Below are 16499 nucleotides of genomic sequence, written 5' to 3' on the forward strand. Positions count from 1 at the left end.
ATTCGGTTTTATTTCGTATTAAGGAAATACACAAAGGCCATTGCTCAACACTAAGCAATGGCTTTTTCGCATGCACATCATTCGGATATTGAGCGAGGATCCGAAGAATGTAAATGAGTTATCGGAATCACTTTGTACTTTAACCCAATGATAATGAACCATAATATGCAGCAACCTCCTCTAAGTATAGGGCATTTCTTTTTCTCCAAATGGAGAAGGTGAAACTTTCTTATCTGACAGAGTTTGAGGTTGATAATTTTTACTAAAGATAAGGGAGCCGCGAAATGACCGAAACGAGAAGCGAGAACGCCATATATTCCTTCTCTATTTAAACCAAAGACCACTCTCTACTTATTCGAAATTAAAATCACGGAATAGGAACCTGTCGTACCGCTATCAGTGGCTGGTATGTAAATGGCCCCGGTACAATACCGGGGCCATTGCCGTTTAGAACCTTTTATACCTTTACTGGCTTTATTGAGTCGTTACATATTCATTATTTCCTGCACGCATTCCAACAATGAAAATAAGTGCCGATATAGCGGCCAACATCAGTAAGGGAAGAGTCCAGCTGTGTGTAATGTCATGAAGCAGCCCGAATAATACCGGTCCAATGGCAGCTAAAAGGTACCCGAATGATTGTGCCATTCCTGATAATTCCGTCGCTTCATGGGTGCTTTGTGTTCGAAGACTAAAGAACATCATCGATAAACTGAATATGGTTCCGACTCCAATCCCAATCAATATCATGCATACTGGGATGAAGAGAGTGCTTCCGAATAATATTCCGAATATCCCTGATATAAGGAAGATGACAGGCGGGACCACTAACAGACGCTGACTTTGTAAGCGCCCTGCTAAAATTGGCACAAGGAATGTTATGGGAATGACTGCAAGCTGCATGATGGAAAGCATCCAGCCAGCTTCATCAGCATTCAGGCCTTTTTGCTCCAGGATTTCAGGCATCCAGGTAATTACTGTATAGAAAATAAACGATTGCAAACCCATGAAAAATGTAATTTGCCAGGCTAAACCAGAACGCCATAAGTTAATCTTTTTATCCTTTTGCGCCGTTTGTACATCCTTACCTGAGTTGAATGGCCGTCTTAATTGCGGCATCCATAAGAAAACTGTAATAAGTGATAAAATCCCCCAACATCCAAGGGCACCAGCCCATCCCAATCCGGATGAAGAAGCAAGGGGAATGCTGATCCCAGAACCTATTGCGCCGCATAAATTCATGGAAACAGCATAGGTTCCTGTCATCAAACCGATGTTCCTGGCAAAGTTATGTTTAATCAGACTGGGTAACAAAACATTGCCTATTGCAATGGCTAACCCGATTAAAATGGTCCCTATGAACAATGTCGGCACTCCGCCAACTGAGCGTATCCCAATTCCGATCGTTAATAATACCAAGGAAAGGAAAAGTGTGAGCTCCATTCCAAAACGCCGTGCTATCCTAGGTGCAAACGGTGATAATAAAGCGAAGGAAAGCAAAGGCAATGTCGTTAATGAACCTGATAATGTATTGGAAATCCCCAAGTTATCACGGATCGAAGTGACAAGGGGTCCAACCGATGTTAAGGGAGCCCTCAGATTTGCCCCTAGAAGAATGATTCCGATGATGAGCAGTCCTAATCTGGGTTTAATATCCACTTTTCTTTGTTCTAGTTGATTTGCCGCTTGATGAATGCCCATAATCTCCTCCTTACTTACTCTAAAGATTTTTTGAATTGTGCAATGTATTCATTCACTGTTTCGATTGCCCGGTTCATATCTTGTTCGATGATGGCATCCACAAGTTTGCAATGAATGTTCAAATGAAAGTTCACATCAGAACTCATCACCACTATCTGATGGATGGATTCATGCAGGGAGTGTTCCATATGTTCGTACAAATCAATCAATAAATCATTATGTGATGAAACCATAATCGATTTATGTAACTGTATATCCGCTTCTTCGTAGGCCTTGATATCCTTTGCTTCGGCAGCTCTACTGCAGGCTGATATATGAAACCGCAATTGTTCTATATCTTCTTGATTACGTCTTAATGCCGCCAACTGGGCTCCTTCTCTTTCAAGGGCATGACGGACCTCTAACGTTTCTAATATACTTGACTGCTGGATCCTTCTTTCAAATGCTGCCCCCAAGGCACTTGAGGACCTTACGAATGTCCCCTTTCCTTGTTTCGTTACTAAAAGCCCTGCATAAACAAGTGATCGTACAGCTTCCCTTAATGTATTTCTGCTTACATCGAACTGTTGGATCAAATCCATTTCAGGGGGAATTTGATTTCCTATTTTCCATTCACCTGATTCGATTAACGATTCGATTTGGGAAACCACCTGCTCTACAAGTGATAAGCGATTTGTTTTAGATATGGTCAAGATACACACCTCAAATTTGTAGGATGATTGGTTCATTGGTTATTTTAACATATGTATGTTGAAAATGGGTATATTCTTGGAAAAATTGCAGTTGATTTCAGAAATCCGCTCCCTTTCCGCCGACAGTCTGCCAAGCCTCCTCGACGCAAGCGTCTGTGGGGTCTCGGCTAGCCAGTTATTCGGCAGGAGTGTCGCAAATTTCTTCAATCCAATAAGGATTACAGGAAAAAGCATGAAGGATAAATTAATCTTAAACATGCTTCGGGATGAGACTAACTCTCAGTTTTTCTTTGAAAAAATTGCAGTTGATTTCAGAAATCCGTTTCCTTTCCATCGTCGGTGTTAGAGTATTCCGATTCTCCTTTATTATTAGTTTGTAGACAAAAGGTGTTATTTCTTTTAAAACAAAGTTGATTGGAGCGGGTGTTCGAGACTCCTTCGGTAAAAGCGAGTCCATGGAGACCCCACAGGCGCAAAAGCGCCGAGGGCGGACCGAGTTTCTTGAGTGGAAATCGACGTCCAATTTGTACTGACACTAAAAAGACTGAAGGCAAACCCGATTTTCATCGAGTTTGCTTTCAGTCTGAAATCCCTAATAAAATTCAGGGGGATAATATTTCTATTTTTTTTGTTTGACAATAAATGAGAGAAGGATGAATATCACTAACGTGACAAGACATACTGTAGTCCCGATGATGTTTTGCTTATTAAAGAGAAATGCCAAAAAGATAATGCTTAAAGCCGTGATGGCTAATATAGTTGTATATGGATACCATTTTACCCGGAATCCTGGTTTGCCAGTGTATTGCTTACGCAGTTTCAATTGCGCGGAACAAATACTGATCCACAATAATAAAACCGTGAATCCAGGAATGGCCATAAGGTAGCTTAAAATCAGGTCAGGATACAAATAGGATAAAAACACACCAGCCAAGATGCATAATGTAGTTAAAAATATACCATTAAGCGGAATACCCTTTTTCGTTGTTTTTAAAAATGCCTTGGGCGCTTCCCCGTTCTGGGAAAGAGTGAACAGCGTTCTTGAGGTAGCGTATATACCTGAATTTGCAGCTGATAAGACAGCGGTTAACAGAACGAAATTCATGATATCGGCGGCTCCGGGAAGACCCGATAAGCTGAAAACCTGAACGAAAGGACTTACTTCGGTGCTTACTTGGTTCCAAGGTATTACTCCACAAATGATAAGTATCGGCAAGACATAGAAAAGAATCACCCGCCATACTGTTCCTTTTATGATTTTTGGTATGACTCGCTGACTATCTTTTGTTTCCGTGACGGCTACACCAATTAATTCTGCACCCCCGTATGAAAACATGACCACTAAAAGTGCACTTAACATTCCGTCAATTCCTTTTGGAAAAAAACCGCCATGTTCCGTGTAATTAGAAAATGAAGCCGAACTAGGAAAAAGTCCTAGCATGATCAAAGCTCCTAAAATGATAAAAGCAATTAAGGTTATTATTTTAATTCCTGCGAACCAAAATTCGAGTTCTCCATAGTATTTTACTTGAAACAAATTAATTCCTATTATTACTGAAGAGCAAAGTATGCTTAACAGCCATAATGGTACTGTAGGAAACCAATATTGTAGAAAACTGCCGGCTGCAACTATTTCTACAATGATTACGATAATCCAATTGAACCAATAGAGCCATCCGACAATGAAGGATAGTTGAAACCCAAAAGCTTTATTAATGAGATGTTGGACGTTCATATTAGGAAAAGCGGTTGCCATCTCCCCTAGTGCGGCCATTACAATGAATAACAATAGCCCCCCTATTAAATAGGCTATTACAACACTTGGGCCTGCCATATTTAATGTATCGGAACTCCCCTTAAAAATCCCCGTTCCTATCATTCCGGCTAAAGCAATGAACTGGACATGCCTCGGCAATAGGCCCTTTTTTAGATCTTGATGAGTCTTCTCCATTATATTCATGCCTTTCTTTCACAATTTTAATAAAATAGCCTATCAGTAAAACTTAAAAGTTTCTTCTACTATTGAACGCTTTCACGTACTAAAGTACTATATTAATATATCATGAATCGGAAAAAAGTCAATTTAGGCCGGTGAACGGGAATGGATTTCCAACCGGCGAAAAAAGGTTATCTGAAAATATTGAATTTTATGAAATGAATCAAAGTAAAAAACTGCTAGGTGATTTTTTAAGGGATGAATTAACAATTCTTCATTCTTTAAAATACATATTGAAAAGAGAGAAATATAATCCTGTTTAATTGCATTATTACTGTCATTTGTTTCGTAGTAAATAAGTTGATGGAATCAGTTTCAGTCCTTAATAGTCGAAGTCGCTTAGTTTTCCTATCAGGTTTGTCGCAGCCAGCATTTGGGGCTGCGGGGGCCAGGGTTATGGAACATACTGCAGAATTACAAAAAACCGACCTTTCAAGGTCGGTTTTTCTTTAATAATAGGTACGAAGCGGGAAACTATCCGTTCCCATTTGAAAAGGGGAGCGGCGCCTGTAGGTACTCGGTTTCTTGTTTCGGTTCAATTTCGCTTAAAAATTGCAGATAACCGGTATATACCTGTGAAGCCATTCCTAAATAGTGCAATTCAGTGTGGATGATTCCCTTTGAATGGAGCAAATACATTTTTTCATCCCTCCTTTTAAAAGGGTAGGCCAGTTAGTACAACGATATTTATTAGGGAAAAAACCCCTATTACTAAAAATTGGATGCACCAGGTTCAAAGGCTTCTGCAGCTCTTTCTTCTAACACCATGCGCAGTCCATTCTTGGGTCTGAGTGTAAGGGAGGGAAGGGGAGTTACATCATGATGGTCAGGTGCAAGCTTTATCCTATATCTCTTTGCAATGCAGGCCAGGACAAACACCGCTTCCATCATGGCAAAGTGATTGCCAATACAAACCCGCGGCCCTCCGCCAAATGGAAAATAAGCGAACGCAGGCAGGCTTTTCATAAAGTTATTTTCAAATCGCTCAGGGATAAATGATTCCGGTTGATCAAAATACTCTGGATTATGCTGCATCACATAAGAACTTATTAGTATCATATCGCCTTTTTTAAAGCGATATCCTCCTATTGTGACATCCTCCGTCACATCACGGGATATGATATACAGTGGCGGGTAAAAGCGAAGTGTTTCATGAATGATATTTTGAGTGTATTGTAATTTCATGAAATCTTCAGGCTTGGGTGTCCGTTGACCGATTATGCTATTGACTTCATTGAAAAGCTTGACTTGAATTTCCGGATGCTTCGAAATTGCATACAATGCCCAGGAAAGAGCATTTGCTGTCGTTTCATGACCGGCAAGAAAAATAGTCATTAATTCATCACGGACCTGATGGCTTGACATGCCTAACCCGTCGTCGGCATCACGGGCGTCCATCAAGACCCCTAGCATGTCTTCATGTTTTACTGTGTCGTTCTTCCGTTTTTCAATAATGCCGTATATCACTTTATCAAGCCTTTGTATCGCCTTTTTATATTCACGGTTGATTTTAGTCGGTAACCATAATGGCATACGGAAAATCTTTCTCATCCTTTTGACTGTTATTCTCAATGCAGTTTCCAGAGGTTTCCCAACGATTTCATATCCATCCTTGAATTCCATGCTGAACATGGTCTTGCTGATTATCCCGAGAGTGATGTTCATCATATCCTTCGTTATACTCCGTTCATCATCATGTTGCCAAGTTGATATATAATCCATTGTGACATCAATCATATCCTTGGCATATTGGCTAATATGAGTCTTTTTGAAAGAGGGTTGGATAAGCCTTCTCTGTCGCATATGAAAGTCTTTTTCGCTTGTAAGCAGACCTTCACCGATAAGCGGTTTTAATAGATTGAAGTCACTGGATTTGACGAAAGATTGTTGTTTTGTTACAAGTATTTGTTTGATTAAATCAGGATTTAAAACGTGATAAACAGTTTGTAATGGTCCTAAACGGAATTTAGCGACTTCCCCATATTCCTTGGACAATCGGGTCAGGAACCCAATCGGATCTGTTTGGAACTCTTTTGTATGTCCGGAAACCAGCCTTCCTTTTGGAACCATTTGAGAAGTGCGGAAGACATCATCAGCGTGGCTCAATGAAGTTTTTCCCCTTTCTTTAAAATACTTACATGTAATCATTGTATGAGGATAAGCTAAATTGGTTTGGACAAGTCGTTAAAGAAAGGGCTGATAACTCTATTGAAGAAATAAAGTTACAGCGAAAAAACCCTGGATGAATATAGCCAGAGTTTTTCATGAGAGCTTTAGATTAATGAAGGGGGATTCAATTCAACTTCTTTCATCATCGCCCCTATGTTGGAAACGATCATTTTTTTCATTGATGGGCCCGCCAAATTGTGCATTGATCTCCTTAACCACTTTTTCTAAAAATTCATCAGATATTATTGGATTATTTGCTTTATTGTGCATGTGTTTCTCTACAATCCTTTCTGGATATCGTGTGTTTGGAACAATCATGAAGGATATGTTATCAACATAACCTCACTTATAGAAAACTATTCTTTCTCTGTTCAACTTTTTCTGCTGTAACATTTTACGGAAGCATAAACAGTTATATTTTACTTGGATGATTATGGTAAGTGGATCATTTTACAACCAAAGGGGTCAATCCGATGTGGAAATGGCCCAATCACCTCTTCTTGGTAATTGGGCATGGTCTATATTAACTTCATTAAGGAAACAACTGACTTAAATATTTTATTAGCTGATCACGAAGTTCAGGTCGTTTCATGGCGAAATCTATTGAAGCTTGAAGGAAGCCGAATTTATCGCCGACGTCATAACGATTTCCCTCGATGATATACGAATATAATGGTTCCTTTTCTAACAAAAGGTCTAAAGCTTCGGTAAGCTGGATCTCCCCCTTACGATCAGGCTGTAAGTTTTCAAGGATTTCAAAAATCGTAGGTGATAAAATATATCGGCCAATTATCGCCTGTGTTGATGGTGCATCCTCCACTTTTGGCTTTTCCACCAAGCTTCTTACCAGAAATAAATCCTCATATCGTTCTTGGAAGTTTACGATCCCATACTTGGAGACTTCGGCTGGTGATACTTCCTTACATCCGATAATGCTCGCTCGAACCTTGTTATACCGCTCCATTAACTGCTTCAAGGCTGGAACCTGGCTATCCACGATATCATCCCCTAACAGGACGGCAAAAGGTTCGTCTCCGATAAAAGTTTTGGCACATAAAACTGCATGACCCAGACCTAAAGGTTCCTTTTGCCTTACATAGTGGATATCGACCATGTTGGAAATGTTCTCCACGATCTTAAGCAGATCATTTTGACCTTTCATTTGCAGAAGCATTTCAAGCTCAATCGATTTATCGAAATGATCTTCGATGGCACGTTTGTTTTTACCCGTAACGATGATAATATCCGTAATCCCTGATTGTACCGCTTCTTCGATAATATATTGAATGGTCGGCTTATCGACAATCGGCAGCATTTCCTTTGGTTGAGCTTTCGTAGCAGGCAAAAATCGTGTTCCTAAACCGGCTGCTGGAATCACCGCTTTCCTTATCATAGCCCAGCCCCTTTTTAAGGTTCTTTTATATGCTTATTGCATTTTATGTGGTCATTGGTTGACCTATATCAAAATAGGTTAAAATAAATCCCTAAAAAAGAATAGATTTACCTCCGAAGCCAAATATTATGGATATATGAATTTAATCAAGAGGTGGATATTTTGCCAATTGAAAATAAAGAGAGAAAACAAATCCTTTTTGCCTTACTCGTCATTGTTTTATATCTTTCGCCCTTAATCATCCTTGGAGAAAATGCGCATATTCGCGTACATGATAATTTGGATTCCAACCTTGCCTGGTATAAAGTCCTTTCAGAAAGCGGTGAGTTATTCGGTGCAATTGACGCCAGAATTCCTCAGATTATGAATGGGCTGCCCCGTAATGCTTTTGGCAGTGAGTTCAGTATTATCGTGTGGCTTCATGCTCTTTTTCCGACAATGGTCGCATATGCAATAAGCCAGGCATTAACAAGGTTTATTGCATTCTTTGGTATGTATATCTTATTGAAGGAACATTTGGTTACAGGAAGACAATCAGGTTGGATTAGGGTTGGAACATCCTTAGCCTTTGCCCTTACCCCATTTTGGCCATCGGGAATGCTCAGTACACTTGGGATGCCTTTAGCCCTTTGGGCTTTTTTGAATATCCGCAGCAAGGATCATTCTTGGAAGAATTATTTGGTCCTTACACTTCTACCGCTTTATTCAAGCATCGTGCTTGGCTTTTTCTTTTTCCTTGTTGCAATGGGCTTTCTTTGGCTAACGGATGTAATCAGGGGAAAAGGATGGAATATAACGTTTCTTCTTTCAATCGTTTATATGACCGTCATTTTTGGTTTGGTGGAGTATCGTTTGGTCGCTTCATTCATTTTTGATTCGGAGCCAAACAGCAGAGATGAATATTTTCACGCAAGGCTGCCGCTCGATTGGGTCATTAAGCTTACTTTCAAAAATTTCGTTCTTGGACATACGCATGTCATGACTGTACATGCGCTTATCATCCTGCCGATTACAGTCTTTGCCCTTTATATTATTCTGACAAAAAAATTGTGGAGACAGGAAAAGGTATATGTTTTTTTATTCGGCTTGAATTTCATGCTCTCAGCGTGGTACGCATTTTGGTTTTATAAAGGCTGGCTTCCTTTAACGGAAAGGTTCCATACCCTGGATACTTTTAACTTTGCCAGATTTCACTTTTTAAGGCCGATGATCATTTACTTGGGGTTTGCCCTTGCGATAAAAATCATTTGGGAATACAGCGACTATGCTAAGAAAACCCTTTCTATTTTCATCGCCGTTCAAATACTGATTTTAATCGGTTTCAATGAGGAAATCACTCACAATGAAAAGCCAACTTTTAAAGAGTTCTATTCAGAAAGCCTTTTTCAGGAAATAAAAGATCATATTGACCGTCCACAAGAAGAATATCGTGTTGCCAGCATTGGGCTGCATCCCGCAATCGCTCAATATAATGGATTTTACACGCTCGATAGCTATAACAATTTTTATCCGCTTTCTTACAAACATCAATTTCGTCAAATAATTGAAAACGAATTGGCTAAGAATAAAAACATCAGAATCTATTTTGATGAATGGGGAGGACGTTGTTACCTATTTACCGATGAGCTTGGGAAGCATTATATGTTCAAGAAAGGCTCGAAGAAAGAGCTGAAAAATTTGGACCTCAACATGGATGCGTTTAAAGGATTAGGCGGAACGTATATATTTTCTGCCATCCCAATCAACAACTCGAAGGAAAACGGATTGGTGCTGGATAGGGTTTTCACTAAAAAAGGAAGCGTATGGAAAATTCATTTATACAGAGTCATGTGAAAAGGGGGGAATAGAATGAATTCACCGATTGTAACGATTGTTGTACCTTGTTATAACGAAGAAAGCGTTTTGCAGGAAACCATTTCCCAGCTTTGTGGATTGATGAGGGGGTTGGTCGATGAAAACGTTGTTTCCGGTCAAAGTAAAATTTTGTTTGTCGATGATGGGAGCAAAGATCAAACTTGGAAGATCATTTACAAAGAAACGATTAATAATGAATATGTTCGCGGGCTAAAGCTTTCCCGGAATGCTGGACATCAAAATGCACTTCTGGCTGGGTTGTTTACAGCCAAGGAAGCCTCAGATTGTGTGATTTCCATTGATGCAGATTTACAGGATGATATTCAAGTCATCCCGGAATTCATTCGTAAATTCAATGAAGGATGTGAAATCGTATATGGTGTCCGCCAGAAAAGGGACCTTGATTCATTCTTTAAACGAACATCTGCAACAGGTTTTTATAAATTGATGAACAAGATGGGGGTTAACCTTGTCTATAATCATGCCGATTTCCGGCTAATGAGCAAAAGGGCGATCATGGAGTTGGAACGCTTTAATGAAACGAATCTTTTTTTACGGGGGATTGTACCGCTCATTGGGTTTAAGACGGACTCTGTTTATTATGACCGTAAAGAAAGATTGGCCGGGGAAACGAAATATCCATTTAAGAAGATGGTTGCTTTTGCACTTGATGGCATTACTTCCTTTTCAGTTACACCGATCCGGCTTGTATTATGGCTAGGATGTCTTTCCTTTTTTATTAGCTTACTCTTTGGGTCTTACTTTTTATGGTTGAAATTTTATGGGCAGACCGAAACTGGCTGGACCTCATTGATCACCTCCATATGGTTGATCGGTGGACTACAGTTGATTGCTGTCGGGTTGATTGGGGAGTATATCGGAAAAATCTATAATGAATCCAAACGCCGGCCTAAATATATTGTTGATCTTGATCTATTTAATCCGCTCGATTTTAAAAAACGGGAGCAATTAGAAAATGAACGGAACAGTATTGAAAAACTATCTAAAACAAACTAACTCCTTTATCCGCTTTTTATTGGTTGGAATAGTCAATACAGCGGTTGGACTTTCCATCATGCTTTTTCTCATGAATGCTCTTGAATTATCTTACTGGATCTCCACCTTTATCGGCAATGGTACGGGAGCTGTAACGAGTTTTCTTTTGAACAGGACTTTTACCTTTAAAAGCGATATAGAATGGCGGCGAGGAGTTGCCCGTTTCTTTTGCGTCATCCTGATTTGTTATTCCGCCGCTTATTCTATAGGCCAAGCCATTTCAGAATCACTGGAAGGAACCGTTCATTTATCCATACAACAAAATTTGGCTGTTCTGATAGGAACAATCTTTTATACAGTGCTTAACTATCTTGGTCAGAAATACTTTGTCTTTAAAAAAAGCAATTTGAGGCCAATTCAAGAAGGAAGGAACTAATTGGCATAGATCAGTGGAATAATGCCCCCGAATGGACGGGAATTAAAAATGGAATCGGAAAGCGAAATTCTGATTTTATGACTATCCAAGCTGGGGCAGATCTGTTTTACTTAATCCATCAAGTTACTTCATTTTTCCTTTTGGGGAATCTATCTTTTGTTCATTGTCTTCTTGAATATCTTCCTTTCAGACGTTTACTTTCCTCCTTTCCTACCATCGAATCATGTGTTTGCATGACTTTTGTTATATAAGTCAAGAATAAAACCTCGCTTATAAATAATAATTCTATTTCTGTGCAAAATTTTCATTTACTTTTCCATTTCACGGGAGTATGATAATCAACAGTTTCATATTTCTAAATCGCTTAAACCTTATGGTGCGGGGGACCCGTTATTGGGATTGTCTTTAACAATCCAAGGGGTGAATCCTTTAAAAGGTAGGGCTACTCTTAGGTCCGAATCCGACAGCTAACCTCGTAAGCGTTATATGAGAAGGAAGGTGGAGCTTGTTAGACAAAAAAATTGATGTCTACAGGTCTATTTAGCTATGACTTGTAGGCATTTTTGTGTTTCGTCTCGTTTTTTTGCTACAGCTGGGAAACATAAACTTAAATTAAACTGGTGGTGAATTCTTGATGTTATCTTCTATAAAAAGGTTCTTGATCGGGAGACCTTTAAAATCAAATGCACTTGGTGAACAAAAGCTTAACAAAACAAAGGCGTTGGCGATATTATCTTCAGATGCATTGTCTTCGGTTGCATATGGGCCGGAGCAAATATTGATTGTCCTGATCACGGTCGGTGCTGCGGCATTCTGGTATTCAATCCCTATCGCGATTGGAGTATTGATCCTGTTAACCGCTTTGATTTTGTCCTACAGACAAATCATTTTCGCTTATCCACATGGCGGGGGAGCCTATGTGGTTTCAAAAAACAATTTAGGTGTCAATCCAGGGTTGATAGCTGGAGGATCCTTATTGGTCGATTATATATTAACTGTCGCGGTAAGTGTTTCCGCTGGTACGGATGCCATCACGTCCGCTTTTCCCGGCCTGCATGATTATAATGTCCTCATAGCCATTATTTTCGTCATCCTACTTACTATCTTGAACCTTAGGGGGGTTACGGAATCGGCATCTGTCTTGGCCTATCCGGTGTACCTATTCGTTTTAGCCTTGTTCATCTTGATTGGGGTTGGAATTTACAAAATTCTGACGGGAGGAGTCTCACCGGAATTGCATGCGTCAATCGGGACTCCGGTAGCCGGCATCAGTTTATTTATATTGCTAAGAGCATTTGCATCAGGAAGCTCCGCATTGACAGGAGTCGAAGCGATTTCCAATGCAATCCCGAACTTTAAAGATCCAGCACCGAATAATGCTGCGAAAACATTAATAGCGATGGGTTCCTTACTAGCTGTTTTGTTTTCGGGAATCGTATACTTAGCCTATTATTTAAGCATTGTTCCTAGCGCAGAGGTAACGGTCGTCTCCCAGATTGCTGAAGAGATCTTTGGACGGAATTTCATGTATTTCTTCATTCAAGGTACAACTGCATTGATCTTGATACTTGCGGCAAATACTGGATATTCGGCTTTCCCTTTGCTTGCGGTAAATCTGGCGAAGGATAAATTCATACCAAGGGCGTTTACGATCAGAGGGGACCGTTTAGGGTATTCCAATGGAATTATCATACTTGGACTTGCATCCATCATCTTGATAGTCGCAGTTGAAGGACATACGGAAAATCTCATTCCGCTTTATGCGGTTGGTGTATTCATCCCATTTACGTTATCCCAGACCGGGATGATTGTTAAATGGATTCGCGAAAAGCCAAAAGGCTGGATGATGAAATTAACCATTAATTCAATTGGTGCCATAATTAGCTTTATCGTCACGATGATATTCTTTTTAACCAAATTTATTCAGGTTTGGCCTGTTTTGATTTTTTTACCTATCATCATTTTAATTTTTCATCGAATCAGAAAGCATTATGAAGCAGTTGGAGACCAACTAAGGATTACAACATGTGAGCCGATCTTACCAATCGAAGGAAATATCATCATTGTACCTGTTGCGGGTATAACTCATGTGGTTGAGAACTCTTTAAATTATGCAAAATCTCTATCTGCACATCAGGTCATTGCCGTTTATGTCGCTTTTGAAAGAGAAGATGAAAAGAAATTCGAAGAAAAATGGAAAAAGTGGCAGCCGGATGTAAGGCTCGTTACACTGAATTCGTATTACAGAAGTATCATTCAGCCACTAACTAAATTTGTGGATACAGTAGAACATAAGGCTAGTGAATCCAACTATAAAGTTACGGTGATCATCCCCCAATTCATTCCGAAGAAGGGCTGGCACAATATACTTCATAACCAATCAAGTTTACTGATTAAGGCCTACTTGCTTTATAGAAGAAATGTGGTTGTTACGACAGTGCCCTATCATTTGAAGAAGTAAGATCCATTATCTAAGAAAAGAAGCAGACCTACATAAGGTTTGCTTTTTTTCTTATCTTTACAAAAAATTCAGCAATAACTTACGCTTCCGATATGTGAGTATGAACATTCATTACTCACAGTAACTATGAAGCCCGTACAATAAAAAGGATTTGCAGTAAGATGTGGGGATACTTCCTCTTTTAAAGCTTTAATTAATGTTAATATAAAACCTTCTCCATCATCATTATCCGATTGACTGCTGTTTGGGAAAGTTATTATTTCAAAGTCACTGATAATACGGAAATGGACATGCGACATCATCAACGGTGGATGGCATCAATCAGTATCATTAAAAAGGGCGTGCGTCTGCAGCCCTTTTGTGTTGAACACTACTTTAGGGGAAACACTTCATAAAATTACCAAGGGTCAATTCAAATAATGCGAACATATTAAGAAGACAAAATGAAATTTCCTGCTTAGTTTTGTACTTACATATATGGGGGTTGAAAATGGATATACTATTAGCTCTCTTGCCGGCATTATTCTGGGGAAGCATCGTTTTATTTAATGTGAAACTCGGGGGTGGACCCTATAGTCAAACACTAGGTACAACGATTGGAGCCTTGATTTTTTCAATTGGTGTTTATATTTTTGCCGATATTAAGCTGTCACTTTTGGTGTTTGGTGTCGGAGTCGTATCTGGATTGTTTTGGGCCGTTGGACAAGCTAATCAGCTTAAGAGCATTGATTTAATGGGAGTTTCTAAAACAATGCCGATTTCAACAGGATTGCAGCTCATTTCAACCACTTTATTCGGGGTCATAGTTTTTAACGAATGGTCTACAATGAAGGCGATTATTTTAGGCGTATTGGCATTGATCTTCATTATTATAGGAATCATCTTGACCTCCTTGGAAGATAAAGAATCGAAAGAGGGAAAGTCGGGAAACTTGAAGAAAGGAATTGTTATTCTCCTCATCTCGACATTCGGTTATTTGGTTTATGTGGTCGTGGCCCGTCTTTTTGATGTTGACGGGTGGTCAGCGTTGTTCCCTCAAGCGATTGGGATGGTAATAGGCGGTCTGTTATTGACTTTTAAGCATAAACCGTTTAACAAATATACGATTCGTAATATCATTCCGGGATTGATATGGGCTGCAGGGAACATGTTTTTATTCATTTCCCAGCCACGTGTGGGAGTGGCCACCAGTTTTTCACTTTCGCAGATGGGCATAGTCATCTCAACCCTTGGCGGGATCTTCATTTTACGTGAAAAGAAAACGAAGCGCCAACTAATTGGAATCGTAATTGGGATTATCTTGATCATCATAGCTGGGATTATGCTGGGATTGGCAAAAAGTTAATTGGAGGATGATTACATGTATACAGATTTAGAAGGTAAGGTAGTTGTTATTACCGGATCATCCACTGGTTTAGGAAAAGCGATGGCCATTCGCTTTGCTAAGGAAAAGGCAAAGGTCGTGGTTAATTATCGCACTAAATCAGAGGAAGCGGATAGTGTAATGGAAGAAATCAAAACGAATGGCGGGGAAGCCATTGCAGTAAAAGGCGATGTCACCGTTGAAGAAGATGTTATTAACCTTGTTCAATCAGCGATAAAGAACTTCGGGAAACTCGACATATTCATCAATAATGCAGGGATTGAAAATCCGGTTCCATCTCACGAGATGCCGTTAAGCGATTGGAATAGGGTAATCAATACTAACTTAACGGGGAATTTCTTAGGCTGCCGCGAAGCTATCAAGTATTTTGTCGAGAACGATATTAAAGGGAATGTTATAAACATGTCCAGTGTACATGAGATGATTCCCTGGCCTTTATTCGTTCACTATGCAGCTAGCAAGGGCGGGGTGAAGCTGCTTACGGAAACCCTGGCTCTTGAATATGCACCAAAAGGGATCCGTGTGAACAGCATTGGTCCTGGAGCCATCGCCACGCCAATAAATGCCGACAAGCTTGAAGATCCCGAAAAGAAAAAGGACCTTGAAAGCATGATTCCGATGGGGTATATCGGAAAGCCTGAAGAAATTGCTGCGGTTGCTGCATGGCTGGCATCTTCAGAATCCAGTTATGTAACGGGCATCACTCTATTCGCTGACGGGGGAATGACAAAATACCCTGCATTCCAAGCGGGAAGAGGATGAAATGAGTTTAATTCCTCTTTTATGATGCAACAAGAATCCCAGCAGGATCATTCCTGCTGGGATTCTTGTGTAAAGCATTAACGAGTATGATGATTATACCAGCTAATGAAATTATCGACGACCGTATCGATAAACTGGACAGTTGACTCATGTGTAAGCCTGCCTTCGTTATCGATTTTGTCATGCACTGCACCAACATATACTTCATTCCCAGGAAGGAGTGGGGAGGAGATGCCTATTGCGAATAAGATTTCACGCAAATGCAATTGAGCTTTTACCGTCCCTAATTGCCCCATTGACGCACCCATGATCCATGATGGTTTGCCGATCAAGACTTTATCGACACGTGATAACCAATCAATTGCATTGCCCAATACACCTGGAATCGTCCCGTTGTATTCAGGTGTTACCCACAAGACTGCATCTGCTTCGGCCACTTTGCTTTTAAATTCTTTTACAACCAATGGAGGATCATTTTCAATATCTTGATCATAAAAAGGTAAATCCCGAATGTTCAAGATTTCGAAATCAAAACGATCTTGATATTTAGTTTGAATATATTTGGCTAGCTTAAGGTTGTATGACTCTTTACGGATACTTCCCACTATGGCAACAACTTTCATCTGCAATACCCCCAATGATTTTATAATGGATA

General features: G+C 39.9%; 14 protein-coding genes and 1 riboswitch. Of the genes, 6 read left to right on the forward strand and 8 right to left on the reverse strand.

Going from position 1 to position 16499, the window contains the following annotated elements; genetic code table 11:
* Positions 1-474: 474 nt before the first annotated feature.
* The 7 genes from OTG27_RS06215 to galU form a co-directional block, all read right to left on the reverse strand.
* Positions 475-1701 carry a CynX/NimT family MFS transporter gene (locus OTG27_RS06215; protein ID WP_268936515.1) on the reverse strand — a complete coding sequence of 409 codons (1227 nt, stop codon included), beginning with the start codon at positions 1699-1701 and terminating at the stop codon, positions 475-477.
* 14 nt (positions 1702-1715) lie between these two features.
* Entirely contained in the window at positions 1716-2393 is a 678-nt protein-coding gene (locus OTG27_RS06220; RefSeq protein ID WP_268936516.1) for a FadR/GntR family transcriptional regulator, read from the reverse strand.
* A 619-nt stretch (positions 2394-3012) separates the two neighbouring features.
* Positions 3013-4344: an amino acid permease gene (locus OTG27_RS06225; RefSeq protein WP_268936517.1), complete on the reverse strand. Its 1332-nt coding sequence runs from the start codon at positions 4342-4344 to the stop codon at positions 3013-3015.
* A gap of 519 nt (positions 4345-4863) precedes the next feature.
* Entirely contained in the window at positions 4864-5028 is a 165-nt protein-coding gene (locus OTG27_RS06230) for a hypothetical protein (RefSeq protein ID WP_268936518.1), read from the reverse strand.
* Between the two features lie 72 nt (positions 5029-5100).
* A complete protein-coding gene (locus OTG27_RS06235) occupies positions 5101-6495 on the reverse strand; it encodes a cytochrome P450 (RefSeq protein ID WP_268936519.1) in 1395 nt (464 codons plus the stop codon).
* A 192-nt stretch (positions 6496-6687) separates the two neighbouring features.
* The gene (locus OTG27_RS06240) at positions 6688-6828 is read right to left on the reverse strand and encodes a hypothetical protein (RefSeq protein ID WP_156404291.1); all 141 of its coding nucleotides are present in this window, start codon (positions 6826-6828) and stop codon (positions 6688-6690) included.
* 262 nt (positions 6829-7090) lie between these two features.
* A complete protein-coding gene (galU, locus tag OTG27_RS06245) occupies positions 7091-7951 on the reverse strand; it encodes a UTP--glucose-1-phosphate uridylyltransferase GalU (RefSeq protein ID WP_268936520.1) in 861 nt (286 codons plus the stop codon).
* 162 nt (positions 7952-8113) lie between these two features.
* Here galU and OTG27_RS06250 point away from each other — a divergent pair, with 162 nt between their 5' ends.
* The 6 genes from OTG27_RS06250 to OTG27_RS06275 all read left to right on the forward strand — a co-directional run bounded on the left by OTG27_RS06250 (position 8114) and on the right by OTG27_RS06275 (position 15844).
* Complete coding sequence (locus OTG27_RS06250; RefSeq protein ID WP_307730024.1) at positions 8114-9784, forward strand: DUF6044 family protein; 1671 nt, start codon at positions 8114-8116, stop codon at positions 9782-9784.
* Positions 9785-9799: 15 nt separating this feature from the next.
* The gene (locus OTG27_RS06255; protein ID WP_268936521.1) at positions 9800-10822 is read left to right on the forward strand and encodes a glycosyltransferase family 2 protein; all 1023 of its coding nucleotides are present in this window, start codon (positions 9800-9802) and stop codon (positions 10820-10822) included.
* Positions 10782-11237: a GtrA family protein gene (locus tag OTG27_RS06260; protein WP_268936522.1), complete on the forward strand. Its 456-nt coding sequence runs from the start codon at positions 10782-10784 to the stop codon at positions 11235-11237. The genes OTG27_RS06255 and OTG27_RS06260 overlap by 41 nt, the downstream gene beginning before the upstream one ends.
* A gap of 351 nt (positions 11238-11588) precedes the next feature.
* Positions 11589-11735: riboswitch (cyclic di-AMP (ydaO/yuaA leader) on the forward strand.
* Between the two features lie 136 nt (positions 11736-11871).
* Positions 11872-13698 (forward strand): APC family permease, encoded by a 1827-nt coding sequence (locus OTG27_RS06265; RefSeq protein WP_098864973.1) that lies wholly within the window; start codon positions 11872-11874, stop codon positions 13696-13698.
* A 490-nt stretch (positions 13699-14188) separates the two neighbouring features.
* Positions 14189-15043 carry a RhaT/GlcU family sugar-proton symporter gene (locus tag OTG27_RS06270; RefSeq protein WP_034315121.1) on the forward strand — a complete coding sequence of 285 codons (855 nt, stop codon included), beginning with the start codon at positions 14189-14191 and terminating at the stop codon, positions 15041-15043.
* Between the two features lie 15 nt (positions 15044-15058).
* A complete protein-coding gene (locus OTG27_RS06275) occupies positions 15059-15844 on the forward strand; it encodes a glucose 1-dehydrogenase (protein WP_101223333.1) in 786 nt (261 codons plus the stop codon).
* A gap of 77 nt (positions 15845-15921) precedes the next feature.
* On the opposite strand, the gene OTG27_RS06280 is transcribed toward OTG27_RS06275, so the two are convergent.
* Positions 15922-16467 (reverse strand): NADPH-dependent FMN reductase, encoded by a 546-nt coding sequence (locus OTG27_RS06280; RefSeq protein ID WP_268936523.1) that lies wholly within the window; start codon positions 16465-16467, stop codon positions 15922-15924.
* Positions 16468-16499 lie beyond the last annotated feature (32 nt).

Origin of the sequence: Peribacillus sp. AS_2 (assembly GCF_026891895.1) — a bacterium.
Lineage (GTDB): Bacteria > Bacillota > Bacilli > Bacillales > DSM-1321 > Peribacillus > Peribacillus frigoritolerans.